Source organism: Belnapia sp. F-4-1, from assembly GCF_000802185.1.
Classification (GTDB): Bacteria; Pseudomonadota; Alphaproteobacteria; order Acetobacterales; family Acetobacteraceae; genus Belnapia.
This window is the reverse complement of sequence record NZ_KN676113.1, coordinates 1,931,558-1,950,374: the sequence shown is the minus strand read 5'-3', so window position 1 is coordinate 1,950,374 and position 18,817 is coordinate 1,931,558. Positions and strand designations below refer to the sequence as shown.

At 73.4% G+C, this 18,817-nt stretch carries 16 protein-coding genes and 1 pseudogene; 7 read left to right on the top strand and 10 right to left on the bottom strand.

The genetic code is table 11. From position 1 onward, the window contains the following. Positions 1 to 7: 7 nt before the first annotated feature. Entirely contained in the window at positions 8 to 763 is a 756-nt protein-coding gene (locus LH62_RS09465; protein WP_201445457.1) for a potassium channel family protein, read from the top strand. 79 nt (positions 764 to 842) lie between these two features. On the opposite strand, the gene LH62_RS31090 is transcribed toward LH62_RS09465, so the two are convergent. The 3 genes and pseudogenes from LH62_RS31090 to LH62_RS09455 all read right to left on the bottom strand — a co-directional run bounded on the left by LH62_RS31090 (position 843) and on the right by LH62_RS09455 (position 2,329). Next, complete coding sequence (locus tag LH62_RS31090; protein ID WP_160299808.1) at positions 843 to 995, bottom strand: hypothetical protein; 153 nt, start codon at positions 993 to 995, stop codon at positions 843 to 845. Between the two features lie 2 nt (positions 996 to 997). Then, positions 998 to 1,231 (bottom strand): annotated as a pseudogene (locus tag LH62_RS09460) (argininosuccinate synthase); the annotation flags it as partial. A 27-nt stretch (positions 1,232 to 1,258) separates the two neighbouring features. Then, positions 1,259 to 2,329, bottom strand: coding sequence for a mechanosensitive ion channel family protein (locus tag LH62_RS09455; protein WP_082012441.1), 1,071 nt, complete (start codon positions 2,327 to 2,329; stop codon positions 1,259 to 1,261). Positions 2,330 to 2,427: 98 nt separating this feature from the next. On the opposite strand from LH62_RS09455, the gene LH62_RS09450 reads away from it, so the two are divergent. From LH62_RS09450 to LH62_RS09440, 3 genes are read left to right on the top strand one after another with little or no spacing between them, the layout of a single operon-like run. Then, the gene (locus LH62_RS09450; RefSeq protein WP_043341041.1) at positions 2,428 to 2,607 is read left to right on the top strand and encodes a hypothetical protein; all 180 of its coding nucleotides are present in this window, start codon (positions 2,428 to 2,430) and stop codon (positions 2,605 to 2,607) included. A 52-nt stretch (positions 2,608 to 2,659) separates the two neighbouring features. Further along, a complete protein-coding gene (locus LH62_RS09445) occupies positions 2,660 to 3,295 on the top strand; it encodes an FMN-binding negative transcriptional regulator (protein ID WP_043360794.1) in 636 nt (211 codons plus the stop codon). Positions 3,296 to 3,349: 54 nt separating this feature from the next. After that, positions 3,350 to 4,864: a lyase family protein gene (locus LH62_RS09440; protein WP_043360792.1), complete on the top strand. Its 1,515-nt coding sequence runs from the start codon at positions 3,350 to 3,352 to the stop codon at positions 4,862 to 4,864. Positions 4,865 to 4,870: 6 nt separating this feature from the next. Here the strand turns inward: LH62_RS09440 and LH62_RS09435 are convergent, their stop codons facing one another. Then, positions 4,871 to 5,842, bottom strand: coding sequence for a TAXI family TRAP transporter solute-binding subunit (locus tag LH62_RS09435; RefSeq protein ID WP_043360790.1), 972 nt, complete (start codon positions 5,840 to 5,842; stop codon positions 4,871 to 4,873). 115 nt (positions 5,843 to 5,957) lie between these two features. Beyond that, positions 5,958 to 7,376 carry a hypothetical protein gene (locus LH62_RS28220; RefSeq protein ID WP_052214052.1) on the bottom strand — a complete coding sequence of 473 codons (1,419 nt, stop codon included), beginning with the start codon at positions 7,374 to 7,376 and terminating at the stop codon, positions 5,958 to 5,960. 264 nt (positions 7,377 to 7,640) lie between these two features. Between LH62_RS28220 and LH62_RS09425 the strand changes: the two genes are divergently transcribed. Then, positions 7,641 to 8,339 (top strand): CBS domain-containing protein, encoded by a 699-nt coding sequence (locus tag LH62_RS09425; RefSeq protein WP_236552515.1) that lies wholly within the window; start codon positions 7,641 to 7,643, stop codon positions 8,337 to 8,339. Here LH62_RS09425 and LH62_RS09420 read toward each other — a convergent pair. From LH62_RS09420 to LH62_RS09410, 3 genes are read right to left on the bottom strand one after another with little or no spacing between them, the layout of a single operon-like run. Then, a complete protein-coding gene (locus LH62_RS09420; protein ID WP_144404428.1) occupies positions 8,318 to 9,574 on the bottom strand; it encodes an MFS transporter in 1,257 nt (418 codons plus the stop codon). The two genes, LH62_RS09425 and LH62_RS09420, sit on opposite strands and share 22 nt — an antisense overlap. Then, positions 9,571 to 10,053: a mismatch-specific DNA-glycosylase gene (locus LH62_RS09415; RefSeq protein ID WP_043365457.1), complete on the bottom strand. Its 483-nt coding sequence runs from the start codon at positions 10,051 to 10,053 to the stop codon at positions 9,571 to 9,573. Before LH62_RS09415 ends, LH62_RS09420 begins: the two co-directional genes overlap by 4 nt. Then, on the bottom strand, positions 10,050 to 14,678 hold the full coding sequence (locus LH62_RS09410) for an NAD-glutamate dehydrogenase domain-containing protein (RefSeq protein WP_043360789.1): 4,629 nt from the start codon (positions 14,676 to 14,678) through the stop codon (positions 10,050 to 10,052). The genes LH62_RS09415 and LH62_RS09410 overlap by 4 nt, the downstream gene beginning before the upstream one ends. Before the next feature lie 113 nt (positions 14,679 to 14,791). On the opposite strand from LH62_RS09410, the gene LH62_RS09405 reads away from it, so the two are divergent. Then, positions 14,792 to 16,015, top strand: coding sequence for a cupin domain-containing protein (locus tag LH62_RS09405; protein ID WP_043360788.1), 1,224 nt, complete (start codon positions 14,792 to 14,794; stop codon positions 16,013 to 16,015). After that, positions 16,012 to 16,449: an OmpA family protein gene (locus LH62_RS09400; RefSeq protein ID WP_043360787.1), complete on the top strand. Its 438-nt coding sequence runs from the start codon at positions 16,012 to 16,014 to the stop codon at positions 16,447 to 16,449. Before LH62_RS09405 ends, LH62_RS09400 begins: the two co-directional genes overlap by 4 nt. On the opposite strand, the gene LH62_RS09395 is transcribed toward LH62_RS09400, so the two are convergent. Further along, positions 16,446 to 17,840, bottom strand: a complete 1,395-nt coding sequence (locus LH62_RS09395) for an amidase (RefSeq protein ID WP_043360785.1) — start codon at positions 17,838 to 17,840, stop codon at positions 16,446 to 16,448. The genes LH62_RS09400 and LH62_RS09395 overlap by 4 nt on opposite strands. Beyond that, positions 17,837 to 18,802: a nitronate monooxygenase family protein gene (locus LH62_RS09390; RefSeq protein WP_201445456.1), complete on the bottom strand. Its 966-nt coding sequence runs from the start codon at positions 18,800 to 18,802 to the stop codon at positions 17,837 to 17,839. Before LH62_RS09390 ends, LH62_RS09395 begins: the two co-directional genes overlap by 4 nt. Between the last annotated feature and the right edge of the window lie 15 nt (positions 18,803 to 18,817).

Here is an 18,817-nt window from a genome sequence, read left to right as displayed (position 1 = left end):
CCGGGTCGTGCTGCGGAGGCTCTACCGGGCGGAGGTGCCGGAGGCCCGGCGCTTCCGCTATGCCCTGCTCGGCCTCGACCTGCTCAGCATCGGCTGGATCGTCACGGCTTCCTTTCTGCCGCTCAGCACGCCGGTGCTGGCGGTGGATGTCGGGCTTGGCCTCGTTCTGCTGGCCGAGTTCGCTGCGCGGATCGGCGCCAGCGCCCGGCCCTGGCGAGCCATGGTGCAACCGCTGGAACTGGCCGACCTGCTCGGCATCCTTTCCCTGCTGCTCGCGCCGTTGCTGCACGGCGCGCTGGGGTTCCTTCGGGTGCTGCGGACGCTGCGGCTGCTGCATTCGGTCCGGCTGATCGCCTCGCTCCGCAGCGACCTGCCCTTCTTCCGCCAGAACGAGGAAGCGGCGCTGGCGGCGGCGCAGCTCGGCGTCTTCATCTTCGTCATGACCGGCGTGGTCTTCGAGACGCAGCACCGCGGCAACCCGCACATCACCAACTATTCGGATGCGCTCTACTTCACCGTCACCGCCCTGACGACGACGGGCTTCGGCGACATCACCCTGCAGGGGCCGGTCGGGCGGCTGCTCTCGGTGGTGATCATGCTGGCGGGCGTCACCCTGTTCCTCCGGCTGGCGCAGACGCTGTTCCGGCCGAACAAGGTGCGCTTCTCCTGCCCGGATTGCGGCCTGCAGCGGCATGAGCCGGATGCGGTCCACTGCAAGGCCTGCGGCATCCTGCTCAACATTCCGGACGAGGGCGGGGGCTGACCACTCGGCCCGTCCGCACCGGAGCGGGCGGTGGTGAAGCAGATCGTCGCGCAGGCTGGCATCCGGGTGGAGTAGCGGCTCAGGCCGCCTTCACCGCGGCGAGGAAGCGCCCGAGCTCCTCCCGCATCGCCGCCGCCTGCCGCGAGAGGTCGCCCGAGGCGCTCAGCACGCTTCCCGCCACCTCGCGATTCTCCCCGGCGAGACCGGCGATCGCGCCCATACCCTCCGTCACCTATCCGCCATGGCCTGGATCATCCGCCGCTCCGGGCTGAACCAGAAGCCGTTATAGACGATCTCGGCATAGCGGGGCATCAGGCTATCCTTGAGGTGCGTCGCCTCGCGGTCGAGGGTGATGCTCTCCATCGCCCGGTGGGCCTGCCACAGGATGGTGCCGCCCGGCGTCTCGTAGCAGCCGCGCGACTTCATCCCAACGAAGCGGTTCTCGACCAGGTCGAGCCGGCCGATGCCGACCGCGTCGCCGCATGCGGGCGACGGTCAGGCAGCCTGCAGGCCGGAGACGGAAAGCCGCGCCTGGGGCAGCGCACGCGGATACTTCTCGGCGAGGAAGGCGATGAGCTGCTCGCGCATCAAGCAGCGCAGGTCGAACATTGCGCCGGAATTGGCGGCGCTCATCAGCACGCGGATCTCGATGCTGCGCTCCTTCAGGTCGGTCACCTGCACGGCGAAGACGCGCCGGTCCCAGAGCGGGCTCGCCTCGACGATGCGCTGCGCCTCGGCGCGCAGCGCGGCGACGGGCACGGTGTAGTCCACATGGACGAAGACGGTGTCGAGCAGCTGCGCGCTGGTCTTGGTCCAGTTGCGGATCGGCCGCTCGGTGAAGTAGCCGATGGGGACGACGAGGGAACGTTGGTCCCAGGTGGCGATGGTCACGTAGGTGGCGGTGATCTCCGCCACATGGCCCCATTCGCCCTCGACCAGCACGGCATCGCCGAGGCGGATCGGCTGGGTCAGCGCGATCTGGATGCCGGCGATGAGGTTGGAGACGGCCGGCCGCGCCGCGAGGCCCGCAACGATGCCGGCGACGCCGGCCGAGGCGAAGAGGCTGAGGCCGACGGCGCGGACGGCAGGGATCGCGGTCAGCACCAGGCCGGCGGTCAGGGTGATGCCGGCCGAGACGGCAAGGCGGCGGAAGACGATCAGCTGGGTGCGGCGGCGGCGCTGCAGCCAGTCGGCATTCTCGCCCAACTCGCCCTCGAGATAGGCGTCGAAGGCGGCGGCGACCTTGCGGGTCAACGCCCAGCCGATCGCCACCACCAGGCCGAGGGTGGCGGCGCGGCTGGCGGCCTGCTCGGCGGCGGTCGGCAGGTCGACGGCGGGGAGCGCCGCCAAGACCGCCAGCAGGGCGATGGCGGCCCGCACGGCGCCGCGGCCATCGGCCAGAATGCGACGCAGGAGGCGGGCATGACTGCCGGCCAGCACGCGGTCCAGCAGCGCATGGACGAGGCGGAGCGCCGCCAGCGCCAGCGCGGGGGCCAGGACGAAAGGGACCAGGAGGGAGAGCCAGAGCGGCAGTTCCCGCCCTCCAGCCAGGAGATTGCTCAGCATGGGCGCGTCTTCCATCGGGCAGCCGGCGCCCCAACGCGGCAGCGGCGGAACCGTGGCGCCCGGGCCGCGCTGGATACTCGATACGGAGGAGATGCGAGATGCCGGAAGAGAAGAAGGGAACGGGCGAGAAGCCGTGGAGCGAGGAGGAGATGTCCCGCGGGGCGGCGAAGCCGGAGGAGATCGAGGAGGCGGGCGGCTCGCCCGGGGGCCGGCCGAACGACGATCGGGCCAGGACCGAGAGCGCCGCCGCCGAGACGGCGGACGACAAGCAGCGCTGATCCGCGCCTCCTGCATTGGACGCGGTGGGGTGGGTGCGGGCATGCTCGCCTCATGTACAACCCCGCCGCCTTCCGGGAGGACCGCCCGGAGATCCTGCATGGCCTGATCCGCGAGGCGCGGCTGGCGCTGCTCGTCTCGAACGGCGAGGAGGGCGTGCCTGACATCACGCATCTGCCGCTGACGCTGGATGCCGAGCGAGGCGAGCTGATCGGCCACTTGGCGCGGGCCAACCCGCATGTGGCGGCGCTGCGCGCGGCGGGGCGGGCCATCGCCGTCTTCCGTGGGGCGGAGGCCTATGTCTCGCCCAATTGGTATCCGTCCAAGGCCGAGCATCACCGGGTGGTGCCGACCTGGAATTACGAGGCGGTCCATGCCGAGGGGACGGCCGAGATCATCGAGGATGCGGCGCGGCTGCACGGCATCGTCAGCCGGCTGACCGAGGAGAAGGAGGCGGCCCAGCCACGCCCGTGGTCGGTCGGCGAGGCGCCGGAGGCCTTCGTCGCCGGCCAGCTGAAGGGGATCGTCGGCTTCGTGCTGCGGATCGAGCGGCTGACCGGCAAGCGGAAGCTCAGCCAGAACCGCGCCGCTCCCGACCGGGACGGCGCGATGGCGGGCCTGGCCGCCAGCGCTGACCCGCGCGACCGCGCCACCGCCGCGGCGATGCGGCGCATGGCCGAAGGGGGCTGACCCTCGCCGCCTCCGGCCCTAGCCTTGCACTCGATGCATCGGGGGAGGCAGGCCATGCCGCGCGGTATCCTGGCCATGATCGGGATGGTGATGATGATGGCTGGCCTGGCGCCGCCGCTGGCCGCGCAACCGGCGCCGCGGCGCGACGAATTCTTCTGGCTCGGCGCGATCAACAAGGCCAGCACCGTCATCAATTCGGAGGAAGGGCTGCTGGACCCGGCGCTCGCGCCGCGGATCGCCGCCGGGCTCGATGCCGTGCTCCAGGCCGGCAACCGGCCGGGCGGGCAGCGCCCCAACCTCGTCATCACCTTCGAGCCGTTGCTGATCGAGGCCGCGGGCGTCGAGGCCACGCTGCTGCATGCCGGACGGTCGAGCCAGGACATGCTGGCGACGGTCCGCGCCGCCATGTTGCGCGACGGGCTGCTGCGCCTGGCCGGGCAGCTTCGCCGCACCACGGATTCGATGCTGCGCGTCGCGGAGCGGCACGCCGCCACCGTGGTGCCCAACTACACCAACGGCGTCGCCGCCCAGCCCAACAGCTATGGCCATTACCTGCTCGGCCATGTCGCCGGACTCGACCGCGACGCGCAGCGGCTGCGCGAGGCCTATGCCCGGCTCGACCTCTCCCCCATGGGCACGACGGTGCTGAACGGCACGAGCTGGCCGCTGAACCGCGACCGGATGGCACGCTACCTCGGCTTCCCGGACAAGGTGGACAACGCCTATGACGCGGCGCAGATCGCCGCCACCGACCTGCCGGTCGAGATCGGCGCCATCGCCACCGGCATCGCGCTCCATGCCGGCGCCTACATCGCCGATGTGATGACGCAGTATGCCCAGCCGCGCCCCTGGATCCTGCTCGAGGAAGGCGGCGGCAACACCTATGTCTCGAGCGCCATGCCGCAGAAGCGCAATCCGGGCCTGCTGAACGATGCGCGGCGGCAGGCCTCGACGGTGGTGACGCTCGGCATGGGCCGCGCCTTGCAGGCGCACAACATCCCGCCCGGGATGAACGACCCCAAGGTCACCGCCGACAACATGGCGCTGATCGCCGCCACGGTGAGCCTGCTGGAGCGCTGGGACCGCATCCTGCATGCCCTGGTCCTCAACCCGGAGCGGGCGCTGGAGGAGCTGAACAGCGACTGGACCGCCTCGCAGGAGGTGGCGGATGTGCTGATGCGGCGATACCGCCTGCCCTTCCGCGTCGGCCACCACTTCGCCTCCGAGGTGGTGGACCATGCCAAGGCGCATGACATCCGCCCGGCCGACTTCCCCTATGCGGAGGCGCGGCGGATCTATGCGGAAACGCTGCGCGGGATGCGCCTGCCGGAGGGCGAGCTACCGATGAGCGAGGCCGAATTCCACGCCGCACTCGACCCGGCGGCCATCATCCGCAACCGGGCGACGAGCGGCGGGCCGCAGCCGGCGGAGATGGCGCGGATGCTGCGCGCCGCCGGCGACAGGCTGACGGCGCAGGAGGGCTGGATCGCCGAGCGCCAGGCCCGGGTCGATGCCGCCCTCGCCGCGCTGGACGGCGATTTCGGCAGGATCCTCGCCCGGGGCCGGTAGCGCCGCTCAGGCCAGCGTCGCGCCCTGCTTCTTCCAGAAGGCCTCGGCCGCCGGGTGCCAGGGCACGCCGGCCGCCGCCGTCTTCTGCCGCTCGAGCGTGAAGCCCCGCCCCTCGGCATGGACCTGGGCGAGTTCCGCCCGGCCGTTCCAGGTGCTCTCCAGGATCTTCGTCACCTGCTCGTCCGGCATGGTGTCGAGCACGGCGAGGATGTTCGCCACCGACATCTGCTGGTTGTCCGCGGTCTGGCCGGGATAGGTGCCGGACGGGATCACCTCCGGGAAGTAGACCGGGCCGTGCTTGGCGGTGACCTTCGGCACCAGGTCGGCATGGTCGATCAGCCGCAGGGTGACGCCGGGCGAGGCGGCGAGGTCGGTCACCGCGCTGGTCGGCACGCCGGAGACGAAGAAATAGGCGTCGATCTTGCCGTCCTTCACCGCATTGGTGCTCTCGGCCGGCGACAGGCGCTCGCGGGCGCGGAAGTCCTTGTCGCGGTCGAGGCCGGCGGCCTCGATGAGGCGGAAGGCCATCACCTCGGTCGCCGAGCCGGGGGCGCCGGTGGAGATGCGCTTGCCCTTCATGTCGGCGAGGCTCTGGATGCCGGTGGCGGTTGTCGTCACCACCTGCATGCGGTTGGTGTAGATCACGGCGATGGCGCGGACCTTGACCGGGCGGCCGCGGAAGCGGTCCTGCCCGTTCACCGCATCCACGCTGGCATCGACCTGGGAGAAGATGAGGCCGACGCGGCCGGCGCCAAGCAGCTGGTTGTTGGCGACGGAGCCGCCGGTGACCTCGACGGTCGCGCTCATCCCCGGGATGGTGCGGGAGAGGATGTTCGCCAGCCCGCCGCCGAGCGGGTAGTAGACGCCGCCCGTGGTGCCGGTGGCGATGGCGAGCTGGGTGTCGGCGGCGCGGGCCAGGTGCGGGGCGGCGAGCAGGGCGGCGGCGCCGAAAGCGGCGCGGCGGGTGAGCAGGGTCATGACGTTGCTCCCGGAATGGATGATTGATTGCAGGATCAATAAGGCCGGGCGCCGTTCCGGGGAAGCCCCCACCGGTGGCAGGCTGGCTGCCCCGGCACCGGTGCGGCGTTGCGGATTACCGCCGCAGCCGCCGGACCATCGCCTCCGGCAGCACCCGCTTGATGCGCCGCCTGATGCCGGCGCGGGTCCGGTGCAGCAGGCGGACCGCCCGGTCGCCGAGGCTCACCGGATTGACGGGAAAGCGCAGCAGCCCCGGCTCTAGCAGGCGGATGACGTCGTGCTGCAACCGGCCATCCGACCGGTCCGCCTCGGGCGGCGTGATCAGGGCCGACAGGATGCGGCTGCAATTCGCCGCGGGGAGCGAGCGGCCAGGCAGCATGTCCAGCCCGTGCTCGACCGCGGAGAGCCAGCCGCCGGCGCGCTGGTCGAGGTAGAAGGAGTCGACCAGGTCGAGGCCATCGTCATGGCGGCGGCGCCAGTCCAGCCAGGCATCGAGCGCCGCCACGGTCGGCGGATGCGGCGCCACGGCCTCGAACCGGGACCAGAGCGACATGCCGGTCGCATTGCCGAAATCGAGGCCGGTGAAGCGCGAGGCGTAGAAGCGGCGACCGAATTCGAAGCATCCGCCACGGACCAGCAGGTCGTCGGCGCCGAGGAAGCGGTACTGGTTCTGCGGGATCAGATGCGCATCGTCGGCGTCGCTGTAGCTTTCGAGCCCATGCTCGCGCCAGAGGCGCAGCGGCGCCTCGTCGAAGGCCTCGGGGCCGATGACATGGTGCCGGACGCCGAGGTGGCGGCTGATGCGGCCGGCGATCTCGATATCCGCCGGCTTCACGCCGTCGAAGCTCTGCGTCACGCATTCGAAGCGCGTGCCGGCGGCGAGCAGGCTGGCGAGGAGGGTGCGGGAATCGAGCCCCGCGGTCAGGGCCAGGTAGGTGGTGCCGGTGCCGTCCTTGAGCGTGCCGGCGAGCGTCGTCAGATCCGCGGCCATGCCGTCCCGGGCGGCCGTGACCGAGGCGGCTGGACGGATCGGGCGGTCCACGCGCTCCGCCGTCGCGGTGGGGATGGCGAGGCGCTGGTCCCGCATCAGCCGGGCGATGCCCGCGACCGCAGTGGCAGGAGGCGGGGTCCAGTTCAGCCCCGCCCAGGCGATCTCGCGGGGGGTGACGCCGCCGCCGCCGAGCTGGGCGGCAAGGCTCGGGCTCGAGGTGACGAGCGGCCCGTCAGACGTCTCGCCGTAATGGATGGGCAGTAGCGCGCTCGGATCCGGATAAAGATAGGGCCATTCGATCCGGGCGAAGCGCCCTGCCAGGTCGTCCGGTCCCGCCTCGAGCGCCAGGGCGACCGCAGAGCCGAGCAGCATCAAGCCCCGGCCACCCTGCTCCAGGACCTGCACGGGCAGGTCCCGCTGGTAGGACAGGTGGAATTCATTGGAGATGGCCGTCGAGGTCCAATCCTCGTCCGGCAGGAAGGGCTGCCTGGAGATGACGAATTGGCGGCGATGGGCGCGCGGCCCCGCATCCGAGATCAGCACCCGGCCTGTTCCCCCCTGCTTTTCGGCCGGGGAACCCTGGAGCCCGCGGCTGCCGCCGTTCCAATCCGGCGGGCTGCGCAGGCTTTAGATGAAAAATAACTTAACTAAATTACACGAATTGCGGCGCCATCGCCGCTCCCGCAGGCCAACCAGCATCGCCAGGCAGGGGTGCGGACGACGACGGAGGCCAGGCTTGTTGCGCGGGATCAATGCGGCACGGCGCTCGGCGGCGCAGGCTATGGGCATCGGCGAAGGAGAACCCCGATGACCACCCTGACCGCCCGCGACCTGATGAGCGTCGATGTCGTCACCGTGCCGCCGGAGACGCCGGTGGCCGCCATCGCCCGGCTGCTGGGCGAGCGGGGCATCTCGGCCGTGCCGGTGCTGGACGGCGCCGGCACCCTGCGCGGCATCGTGACCGAGGCCGACCTGATCCGCCGCCTGGCCGGCACCGAGGACCGCCCGGCCGGCTGGCTGCGTCAGCTCTTGGCCAATCCGATCCATGAGGCGGAGCGCTATGCCCGCACCCATGGGCTGACCGCCGCGGATGTGATGACGGAGCGCCTGGTGACCGTCACGCCCGGCACGACCGCCGCGCATGTGGCGCATCTGCTGGAGGAGCTCGGCATCCGCCGCGTGCTGGTGGTGGAGGACGGGCGGCTGCGTGGCATCGTCAGCCGGGCGGACCTGCTGCGGGCGCTGGTGGCGCCGCCGGAGCCGGCGCACGGGCTCTCGGACGGGCGCATCCGCACGGCGGTACTGGCGGCGATGCGCAAGCAGCCCTGGGCGGACAGCTTCGGCACCATGGTCGAGGTGGAGGGCGGCACCGTCACCTTCCACGGCTTCGTCCGCAACGAGGCGGTGCGGCGGGCGCTACGGGTGCTGGCGGAGAACGTGCACGGCGTCATCCGGGTGGTGGACAACATGCAGACGATGCCGGCCTATCTCTCTGTCGCCGCATAGGGCCTGACGCCGGCGAGGATGACGGCGCCGAGGGCGAGGAACGCCACCACGGTCGCCATCCCCGCCCGCTGGCTGCCGGTCGCCGCGGTGACGGCCGCGAGCGCCGCGGGGCCGAGGAAGCCGGTGACGCGCCCGCTGAGGGCGAAGAGGCCGAAATGCGCCGCCACCTCCTCCGGCGGCGCGAGGCGGGCCATCAGCGTCCGGCTGGCTGCCTGGGCCGGGCCGATGAAGAGGCCGAGGGTGAGCGCCAGCGCCCAGAATGCCGGCTTGCCCTCCACCACCAGCAGCCCGGCCGAGAGCAGCACCAGCGCGCCGAGCGCCACCATCACCGTGCGCTTCGAGCCCATGCGGTCCTCGATGAGGCCGAAGCCGGCGGCGCCGAGCCCGGCCGTCAGGTTCAGCGCGATGCCGAAGACCAGGATCTCCTCGAAGCCCATGCCGAAGACGCCGGCGGCGTAGATGGCACCGAAGGCGAAGAGGGTGTTCAGCCCATCGGTGTAGAACAGCCGGGCGACGAGGAAGCGGGCCATCACCGGATTGCGCGGCAGGCCGCGCAGCAGGCGTGCGATCTCCGCCATGCCGCCGCGGGCTGCCGCCCGCCATCCGGGCTTCGGCCCATGGTGGCCGGGCAGCAGGGCGAGGACGGGCCAGGCGAAGGCGGCAACCCAGGCGGCGGTCAGCAGCGCCGTCGCCCGCACCGGCTCGGCGCTGGCCGCATCGAGGCCGAGGAGGGGCGGCTTCGGCTGCACCAGCACGAAAAGCGCGATGACGAGGCAGGCAAGGCCGCCGGCATAGCCAAGGCCCCAGGCGAGGCCGGAGAGGCGGCCGATCTGCGCCGGCGCCGCCACCTCCGGCAGGAGGGAGTTGTAGAAGACGTTGCCGAGTTCGAAGGCCACGGTGGCGAGGCCGACGCAGACGAGCGCCCAGAGCGCATCCTCCGGCCGCGGCTCGGCGAACCAGATGCCGGCCGTCGCCACCACCATCACCCCGGTGCAAAGGCCGAGCATCAGCCGCCGCCTGCCGCCCGCATCGGCGACGGCGCCGAGGGCGGGCGAGAGCAGGGCGATGGCGAGGCCCGCCACGGTTTGCATCCAGCCCCATTGCGCCTGGCCGGTCGCCGGGTCCGGGGCGATGCCCTTGGTAAAGTAGGCGGCGATGACGAAGGTGGAGACGACGGTGGGGAAGGCGCTGTTCGCCCAGTCGTAGAGGGCCCAGGCCCAGGCCTGCCGCGTCATGCCGCGCGCCGGGCGAGGTCGAGCCAGGGCGCCTCCTGCCAGCTCCGGCAGGCGAGGCCGGAGGTGGAGGGCAGCACCATCACCGGCGGCCCCCCCTCCCACCAGCCGAAGCGCGGGGCGCGGAGGCCGAGCCAGCAGGCGGCCGCCGCCTTGCCGTTGAAGGCGAGCAGGCGCGGCGCTGCGGCAGCGAGGCGGGCGCGGAGGCCGGGCAGGTCGTAGCCGTCGCGCGGCAGTGAGGCATCGGGGCCGAAAGCGGTCTTGCAGAGATCGGTGAGGCCGATGCCGAGATCGAGCAGCAGGGGGTATTCCTCCGGCCGGAAGCGCCGCGGCGTCAGGCCGGAGCGGTGCAGGATGTCCCAGAATTTGTTGCCAGGCCCGGCGTAGTAAGCGCCGCGCGCGGCGGAGACGGTGCCCGCCGCGCTGCCGCAGATCACCAGGCGGAGGCCGGGGCGGAGCAGGTCCGGCAGAATGGGACTCACGCCACCGCCGCCAGCACCCGCACCGCGACGCCGATCGCCGCCAGGTCGCCGGCCATCGCCGCCTCGCGGGCGAGCGCGAGCGGCGGCTCGGCCCGCGGCGCGGCGCCGCCGAGGCGCGCGGCGGCAAGCCTCGCCTGGACGGCGCCGAGATCGGCCAGCAGCGCCGCCCGGGCACGCGGACCGAAGGCGCCGGGCGCAGGCGCGGCCTGGGCCGCTTGGCGCAGCGCCTCGATCCCGTAATCGGCGCCGATGGCGGACCAGGCGGCGGCGGCCTCCTCGGGCGCGGCACCGGTGGCGCCGGCCAGTTGCAGGATGACCGGCGCGGCGGCCAGCCGCCCGGCGGCGGAGGCCAGCGCCACGGCGGCCTCCGGCAGCCCGGCCTCGCGCCAGGCGGCGGCCTCGGGGCCGGGCTCGGCGCCGGCGACCAGGGCCTCGACGCCGGGGCGCAGCGCGGCCAGCGCCAGCTCCAGCGGCCGGGGCGCATCGAGCAGGGCGAGCGCGGCCTCCTCCTGCAAGCGGCGCAGCGCCAGCAGCAGGTCGAGCCGGGCGGGGGCCGGGGCGGCGCAGGCATCGGCCGCATCGGCAGCGCCGGGCAGGGCGAAGACCTCGCCGGCCAGCCAGGCGGCGCGGGCGACCGTCACCGGGTCGGCCGCCGCCGCCAGCCGGCCGAGGGCGGCGCAGCCGAGGCGGTTCGCCACCTCATTGGCGATGGCGGTCGCCACCAGTTCCCGCCGCAGCCGGTGGCGGGCGATCATCCCCGGGAAGCGCGCCTGCAAGGGATGCGGGAAATAGGCGAGCAGCAACGGGGCGAAGACCGGGTCGTCCGGCAGGTCGCTCTCCTCGATCGCCTCGGTGAGCCACAGCTTGGCGAGCGGCAGCAGTGCGGCGATGGCGGGGCGGGTGAGCGCTTCGCCGGCAGCGATGCGGCTCGTCATGGTGGCGGCATCGGGCAGGCCGGCGACGCTGCGGTCAAGCACGCCCGCCGCCTCCAGCCGCTGCATCAGCGCGGCCTGGGCCGGCAGCGCGTCCACCCCGGCGCGCTCCTCGAGCGAGACGGCGAGGGCCTGCTGCGCATTGTCGCGCAGCACCAGCTCCGCCACCTCGTCCGTCATCCCGGCGAGCAGCGCGTCGCGCTGGGTGCGGGTCAGCGCGCCGGAGGATTCCGCATCGGCGAGCAGGATCTTGATGTTCACCTCGTGGTCGCTGGTAGAGACGCCGGCGGAGTTGTCGAGCGCGTCGGTATTGATGCGTCCGCCCGCGCGGGCGATCTCGACGCGTCCGGCCTGCGTTACGGCGAGGTTGGCGCCCTCGCCCACCACGCGGGCGCGGACCTCGTGGCCGTTGACGCGCAGCGCGTCATTGGCGCGGTCGCCGGCCTCGGCCTGGCTCTCGCTGCCCGCCTTCACATAGGTCCCGATGCCGCCGAAATAGAGCAGGTCCACCGGCGCGCGGAGGATGGCCTGCATCAGCGCCGCCGGCTCGATCCGCTCGACATCGAGGCCAAGCAGCGCGCGCACCTGCGGCGAGAGCGGGATGGTCTTCAGGTTGCGCGGGAAGACGCCGCCACCTGCGGAAATCTTCGTCGTGTCGTAATCCGTCCAGGAGGAGCGCGGTAGGGCGAAGAGGCGCTGGCGCTCGGCGAGGGAGGCGGCCGGGTCGGGCTCCGGGTCGAGGAAGATGTGGCGGTGGTCGAAGGCCGCCACCAGCTTCGTGTGGGGCGAGATCAGCAGCCCGTTGCCGAAGACGTCGCCCGACATGTCGCCGACGCCGGCGCAGGTGAAGTCCTCCGAGAAGATGTCGTGGCCGAGCTCGGCGAAATGCCGCGCCACCATCACCCAGGCGCCGCGCGCGGTGATGCCCATGCCCTTGTGGTCGTAGCCGGCCGAGCCGCCGCTGGCGAAGGCATCGCCCAGCCAGAAGCCGTATTCGGCGGAAAGGCCGTTGGCGATGTCGGAGAAGCTCGCCGTGCCCTTGTCGGCGGCGACGACCATGTAGGGGTCGTCGCCGTCGCGCCGGACGACGCGTGGGGGCGGCACCACGCCATCCGGCGAAAGGTTGTCGGTGATGTCGAGCAACCCGCGGACCAGCAGCCGGTAGCAGGCGACGCCCTCGGCCTGAAAGGCCTCGCGCTCCGTGGGGATGTTCTTGAGGACGAAGCCGCCCTTTGCCCCGGTCGGCACGATGACGACGTTCTTCACGCGCTGCGCCTTCATCAGCCCGAGGATCTCGGTGCGGAAATCCTCCCGCCGGTCGGACCAGCGGATGCCGCCCCGCGCCACCGGCCCGGCGCGGAGATGCACGCCTTCCATCCGCGGCGAATGGACGAAGACCTCGCGCCAGGGCCGCGGCGCCGGCATCTCGCCTGCCGCGGCGCTGTCGATCTTCAGCGAGAGGTAGTCCTTGCTCTGGAAGTAATTGGTCCGGAGCACCGCGCCGAGCACTTGGTGCAGGCGGGAGAGGATGCGGTCCTCGTCCGGATTCTCCACGGTGTCGAGCAGGGCGCGCCAAGCGGCATCCAGCGCCGGCTCCGCGCCGCGCGGCCGGTCCGGATCGAATCGGGCGTGGAAGAGGTCGAGCAGCAGCCGCGCGGCGGCGGGATGGGCGGCGAGCGTCGCCTCCACGCTGCCCTGGGCGAAGGCAAAGCCGACCTGCTTCAGCCAGCGATAGAGCGCGCGCAGCAGCCAGCACTCGCGCCAGCCGAGCCCGGCGCGCAGCACGAGGCGGTTGAAGCCATCCGCCTCCGCGCGGCCGTCGAGCAGGGCGGCCAGCGCCTCCAGCAGGGCGGGGAAGCGCGCCGGCTCGGCGGCGGCGCCGGGCTCCAGGGTGAAGACGTGCAGCACCACCTCGCCGCCGCCCGTAGGGCTGAGGCGGTGCGGCACTTCCTCGATGGCGCGGAGGTCGAGGCTCTCGAAGAGCGGCAGCGCATCGGCCAGCGGCAGCGCGCGGCCCGGATTGGCAAGGCGCAGCACGAGGCCGGCGGCGCCGGGCGGCCGGGCCAGCGCGGCAGCGGGGCGGCCCTCGGCGAGCGCCCGCTCGGCGAGCGCGAGGTCGGCCGCGCCCTCGGCGCCGGTCGCCGTTTCGCGGTAGCCGGGCGGGAAGGCCTCCTGCCAGCGGGCCAGCAGCGCCGCGGCGGCGGCCTCGCCCCGTTCGGCGGCAAGCGCCTCGGTGAGCCGGTCGGCGAAGCCGCGCGCCGCCTGGGCGACGGCCGCTTCCAGCGCCGCCTCGTCGAGCTCGGCCGGATGCGCCGGGTCGGTGCCGATGATGTAGTGGATGCGCGCCAGCGGCGAATCGCCGAGCGCGATGTACCAGGCGCTCAGCCGGCCGCCGCAGGCCCGCGCCAGCATGGCGCCCACGCGCTCGCGCAGCCGGGTGTCGAAGGTGTCGCGCGGCAGCCAGGCGATGGCCGAGACGAAGCGGCCGAAGGGGTCGCGCCGCAGCACCAGCGCCGGGCGCGGGCGGATCTGCAGGTCGAGCGCGCGGCGGGCGGCGGCGAGGATCTGCGCCTCCGGCGCCTGGAACAGCTCGTCGCGCGGCCAGGTGTCGAGGATGTTGCGCAGCGCGCGGCCGTCATGCGCCTCCGGGTCGTAGCCGGCGGCGGCGAGGATGCGGTCCACCTTCTCCGCCAGCAGCGGGATGCTGCGCGGGTTGCGGTTGTAGGCCGAGGCGGCGAAGAGGCCGAGGAAGAGGCGGAGGCCAATCACCTGCCCGTCGGTGCCGAGCGTGTCGGTGACGATGACATCGGCATGCTGCGGGCGGTGGACGGTGCTCCGCATGTTAGCCTTGGCGATGGTGACGGCGGCGCTGTCGGTCAGCGCGGCGCGGAGCGCGGGCGGCAGGGCGCCCTCGCCGCGCAGCACGTCGAAGACGGGCAGCGCCGGGTCGCGCAGCAGGCCGAGATTCTCGGCCTCCACCGGGCGCAGCGCGCCCTCGGGCGTCAGGTCGAGGCGGCGATGGCCGAGCAGGACGTAATTGTCCTCGCCCAGCCAGCGGAGGAAGCCGATGGCGCCCGGCTCGGCGCGGGGCGCCACCTCCGCCGCCGCCTGGCGCAGCAGGGCGACCATGGCGGGGAAATCCTCCACGGCGCGGCGGGTGTCGGCCATCGCCCCGGTCAGCGCGGCCTCGAGCCCGCCCCAGTCGTCGGGCGCTACGGCGGGCTGGCCCGGCAGCAGCGCGGTGGGCGCGGCGCCGAGGGTGATGCGCATCATGCTCTCGGGGGCACCCTCGCCGCCGAGGGAGAGCAGACACCCGGCCGCGTCGCGCCGCACCGGCACCACGGGGTGGAGGAGCTGGCGCACCACGCGCCCCTGCCGGGCGAGCGCACCGAGGGCGCTGTCCACCAGGAAGGGCATGTCGTCGGTGACAATCTCCGCCACCGCATGCGGCCCCTGCCCGGCGGCGGGCGGGATGAGGCGGATGCGGGCGGCCCCCGGCGGCCGGTCCTGCGCCAGGGCGAAGAGGCTGGCGGCGGCGGCGGCCACGGCCTCCGGCGCGGCCAGCTCGGCCGTTGGCACCTCGGCATGGAGGGCGCGGAGCAGGTGGGCCGCCTCCGCGGGCAGGGCGGGGGCCTGGCGCCGCAGCGCCTCCTCCGCCAGGCGGAACAGTTCAAGCCGGGCCGGCTCGGTCATCCGTCGTATCCCCCCGTGGTTCGGCCGCCCTTCTCTTCGCGGCTTCCGCCGCCTGCGGCAAGCCTCACGGAACGGTCCCGCTTCGGCACGCTATCTGCTACACCGCAGGCATCATGACCATGACCCTTGCCGAGCTGCTCGCCCCGGTCACGCCCGAGCGGTTCTTCGCCGAATATTACGACCGCAAGCCGCTGCATGTGCAGGGCGGGGCGGCGAAATTTGCCCATGTCCTGTCCTGGCGGCAGATCAACCGGCTGCTGGACATGACCCATGTCTGGTCGGGCCATTCGCTCCAGCTCGTCATGGACGGCACGCCGGTGCCGCCCGAGCAGTATTGCGGCCGCGCCACCAGCCGGGACAATGCCCAGGTGATGCAGCCCGAGGCGCCCAAGGTGCGGGACTGGGTGCAGCGCGGTGCCAGCATCGTCATGAACGACGTGGACAGCCTGACCCCCGGCCTCGCCGCCGTCTCCGCCGCGCTGGAGGGTGCCGGGCTCGGCAAGGCGCAGGCGAATGTCTACATCTCCTGGCAGAGCCACAAGGCTTTCCCCGCGCATTTCGACACGCATGAGGTCTGGGCGGTGCAGGTCGAGGGCGAGAAGACCTGGAACCTGTGGGAGGGCCGCGCCGAATGGCCGATCGCCCACCCGGTCTTCCGTGCCATGCCCCAGGCGCAGCACGAGCAGCAGAAGGGCCGGCTGCGGGAGAAGGTTCTGCTCCGTCCGGGTGACCTGCTCTACCTGCCGCGCGGCTGGTACCACGACGCGCTGGCCGAGGCGCCGGCCTCCGTCCATATCGCCTATGGCGTGCATGCGCCGCTCGGGATGGACCTGCTCAACATCCTGGTCGAGCGGGCGCTCTACGACCCCGAATTCCGCAAGCCCCTGCCACGGCAGGACGGTTCTGCCGCGGCCAAATTCGCCCTCACCAGCCGGGCCGGCGCGCTCGGACAGCGCCTGGCCGAGCTTTGCCGGGAGCCGAAGGTGATGGAGGTGCTCGAGCGCTTCGTCGCGGACTACCGCTTCCATCGCGGCGGGAACGACCTGCTGGCTGCCCGCGGCATCGCCCCGGCCAGCGAGCCTCCGGGCATCGAGGCGGAGGCGCCCGCCTTCCGCGTGCTGGCCCCGGGGGCGAAGCCGGTGCGGCGCGGGGCGGACTGGGTGCTGAAGACCGCCGGCGGCGTGCTGCCGCTCGCCGGTGCCGAGGTGGAGGCGGCCGGCTGGCTGCTCGCCCGGCCGGACGTGGCGGAGGCCGAGCTGCGCGCCGCCCATCCCGGCGTCGATGCGGCGGCGTTGCTGGCGCGGCTGCGGGATGCGGGGCTGCTGGCGGCCGCATGATGCTTCCGCTGATCGCCGCTGCCCTGCTGCTGCCCGGCCTCGTCCTGTCCAAGGCGGCCTTGGCGCAGCCCCGCCCCTTCTCCTGCATCGGCGCCGAGCAGCTGGAGGACGACGCCTTCGCCATCCCCTTCGCCCGTGGCGCCGCCCAGCCGCGGGAGGATGCGCGCACCAACCTGGCCGCCGCCGCCGAACGGGCAAAGCGCGAGCCGGAGCGGATGCTTTGCGTGCTCGGCCATGCCGCGCCGCAGGAAGGCGGCGCACAGGCCGGAGTGCAGCTCGCCGCCAAGCGCGCCGGGGCGGTGGCCGAGGCGCTGGCGAAGCTCGGGGTGGAGCGCGACCGCATCCGTGCCGAAGCGCGCCGGGCCGCCTTCGCCCGCGGCGCCGTGCCGGAGGAGCGAAGCGTGACGGTGGTGCTGCTGCCCGCCGCGCCCTAACCCCGCTCCTGCCAGAGCGCCCAGGGCTCCGCCGCCTCCCATTCCCGCGCCAGGGCGCAGAGCAGCCCGTCTGCGCCGGGCGGCCCGACGAGCTGGAAGCCGATCGGCAGGCCGGTGGCGGAGGGGCGGCCCGGCAGGGCGAGGCCCGGCAGCCCGGCCAGGTTGGCGAAATTGGTGAAGACCGCATGGCCGCGCGGCCCGACCGCCTGGCCGTCGATGACGGGCGGCGCGACCTCCTCGGCCGGCCAGGGCAGGGCGGCGGCGGCCGGCGTCAGGATCAGGTCATAGGCGGTGAAGAATCCCGCCATCCGGCGGCGGAGAGCCGCGATGCCGTCGAGCGCAGCGAAGAGCGCGGTGGCGGGCAGCGCCCGGCCGGCCGCGGCCATCTCCCGCAGCATGGGCGCGCTCGCCTCGCCGCCGCGCGAAGCCAGCAGCCAGGCGAGGCCGGCCTGGCCGATGGGGTTGAACAGCGCGGCCAGCAGCTCCGTCTCGAAGGGCGGCGTGCCCTCCTCGACATGGTGGCCGAGCGCCGCCAGCCGGGCCGCCGCGGCCGCCGTGCTGGCAGCGATCTCGGGATCGACCGGGTTGGCGCCGAAGCGCGGGACGAAAAGGATGCGCTGCCGCCCCGGCGTCGCGGGCACGGCGAAGGGCGGCGCAGCACGGCTCAGCGGGTCCCGCGCATCGGGCGGGGCGAGCAGCGCGAGCAGAGCGATCAGGTCCGCGCTGGTGCGGGCGATGGGGCCGACCTGCTCGAGGTCGAGCAGGATGGCGGGCAGGCCGTCGCAGCGCGGCACCCGCCCCGGCGTCGGCTTCAGCCCGACCAGCCCGGCATGCGAGGCCGGGCGGCGGATCGAGCCGCCGCCATCCGTGCCGAGCGCCAGCGGGCCGAGCCCGGCCGCGACCGCCGCCGCCGCCCCGCCGGAGGAGCCGCCCGGCGTCAGCGCCGTGTTCCAGGGGTTGCGGGTCGGGCCGAAGACCGGGTTGCTGGTGTAGCCCTGGAGGGTGAATTCCGGGACGTTGGTCTTGCCGAGCGGCACCAGCCCGGCGGCACGCAGCCGGGCGACCGGCAGTTCGTCCCGCTCCGGCACCTGGCCGGCGAAGAGCGGGCTGCCCCAGGCGCAGGGCAGGCCGGCCATGGCGATGTTGTCCTTCACCGTGAAGGGCACGCCATCGAGCGGCGAGAGCGGCAGGCCGGCACGCCAGCGGGCGGTGCTCGCCGCGGCGGCGGCGCGGGCGCCGGCCTCGTCGAGGGCGATGATGGCGTTGAGGCGCGGGTTCAGCCGCTCGATGCGCGCCAGCACCACCTCCAGCGCCTCGGCAGGCGACAACCGCCCTTGCGCGAAGCGGCCGGCCAGCGCGGTGGCGGAGAGCCGCGCGGGGTCGTCGCTCATCCCATCATCCCGCGCAGGCGCGCGAGGCCGGCCGATGCCTCCTCGGCCATGCGGGCGATGATGGCGCCGGCCGGCTCCACCCCCTCGATCAGCCCGACGCATTGCCCGGCCCAAACATAGCTGTCCGCCAGGTCGCCGCCATCGGTGCCGCGGGCATTGGCGGCGCCGGCAATCATGGCGATCAACTCCTCCTTCGGGGCGCCGGCAGCCTCGGCGGCGACGATCGCCTCGGCATGCGGGCTGCGCAGCACGCGGCCGGGCATGCCGAGCGTCCGCTTGATGAGCATGGTGTCGCCCGGCGCCGCAGCCGCCAGGGCATTCTTGTAATTGTCATGGGCGATGGCCTCGGCGCTGGCGACGAAGCGGGTGCCCATCTCCACCCCCTCCGCGCCGAGGGCGAGCGCGGCCAGCAGCCCGGCGCCGGTGGCGATGCCGCCCGAGGCGAGCACCGGGATCTTCACCGCCGCCACGGTGCGCGGGACCATCACCATGGTCGTCTCGTCGGAGCGGCCGATATGGCCGCCGCCCTCATAGCCCACGGTCGCCACCATGTCGGCGCCGGCGGCCTCGGCCTTTCGCGCCAGCTCGGGCCCCGCGGTCAGCACCAGGGTCTTCGCCCCCACCTGCTCGCAGCGGCGGATGAAGGGGGCCGGGTTTCCGGCGGTCAGCGCGATGATCCGCACCCCCTCCTCCAGCGCCGCCTCGAGGCCCGGGGTGATGTCGTTGCGGCCGATCGGAAAGTTCACCGCGAAGGGCTTGTCCGTCAGGCTGCGGCAGCGGCGGATCTCGGCCCTGAGCGCCTCCGGCCCGTCGAGCCCGGCGGTGCTGATCTGCCCGAGCCCGCCTGCGTTGGAGACGGCGGCGGCGAGGTCCGCGAAGGCCACGCGCGCCAGCCCGCCCTGGACGACCGGGTAGCGGATGCCGAGCAGGCGGGTGACGCGGGTTTCGATGGCGTGCGACATGGCATCCTTGGGGCT

What these genes read in the sequence shown, in the direction of transcription:
- LH62_RS09455 (WP_082012441.1), bottom strand. Translation starts at nt 2,329, where the DNA reads ATGCTGAGCAATCTCCTGGCTGGAGGGCGGGAACTGCCGCTCTGGCTC.
- LH62_RS09425 (WP_236552515.1), top strand. Translation starts at nt 7,641, where the DNA reads ATGACCACCCTGACCGCCCGCGACCTGATGAGCGTCGATGTCGTCACC.
- LH62_RS09410 (WP_043360789.1), bottom strand. Translation starts at nt 14,678, where the DNA reads ATGACCGAGCCGGCCCGGCTTGAACTGTTCCGCCTGGCGGAGGAGGCG.
- LH62_RS09400 (WP_043360787.1), top strand. Translation starts at nt 16,012, where the DNA reads ATGATGCTTCCGCTGATCGCCGCTGCCCTGCTGCTGCCCGGCCTCGTC.
- LH62_RS09445 (WP_043360794.1), top strand. Translation starts at nt 2,660, where the DNA reads ATGTACAACCCCGCCGCCTTCCGGGAGGACCGCCCGGAGATCCTGCAT.
- LH62_RS09440 (WP_043360792.1), top strand. Translation starts at nt 3,350, where the DNA reads ATGCCGCGCGGTATCCTGGCCATGATCGGGATGGTGATGATGATGGCT.
- LH62_RS09435 (WP_043360790.1), bottom strand. Translation starts at nt 5,842, where the DNA reads ATGACCCTGCTCACCCGCCGCGCCGCTTTCGGCGCCGCCGCCCTGCTC.
- LH62_RS09420 (WP_144404428.1), bottom strand. Translation starts at nt 9,574, where the DNA reads ATGACGCGGCAGGCCTGGGCCTGGGCCCTCTACGACTGGGCGAACAGC.
- LH62_RS09405 (WP_043360788.1), top strand. Translation starts at nt 14,792, where the DNA reads ATGACCATGACCCTTGCCGAGCTGCTCGCCCCGGTCACGCCCGAGCGG.
- LH62_RS09395 (WP_043360785.1), bottom strand. Translation starts at nt 17,840, where the DNA reads ATGAGCGACGACCCCGCGCGGCTCTCCGCCACCGCGCTGGCCGGCCGC.
- LH62_RS09390 (WP_201445456.1), bottom strand. Translation starts at nt 18,802, where the DNA reads ATGTCGCACGCCATCGAAACCCGCGTCACCCGCCTGCTCGGCATCCGC.
- LH62_RS09450 (WP_043341041.1), top strand. Translation starts at nt 2,428, where the DNA reads ATGCCGGAAGAGAAGAAGGGAACGGGCGAGAAGCCGTGGAGCGAGGAG.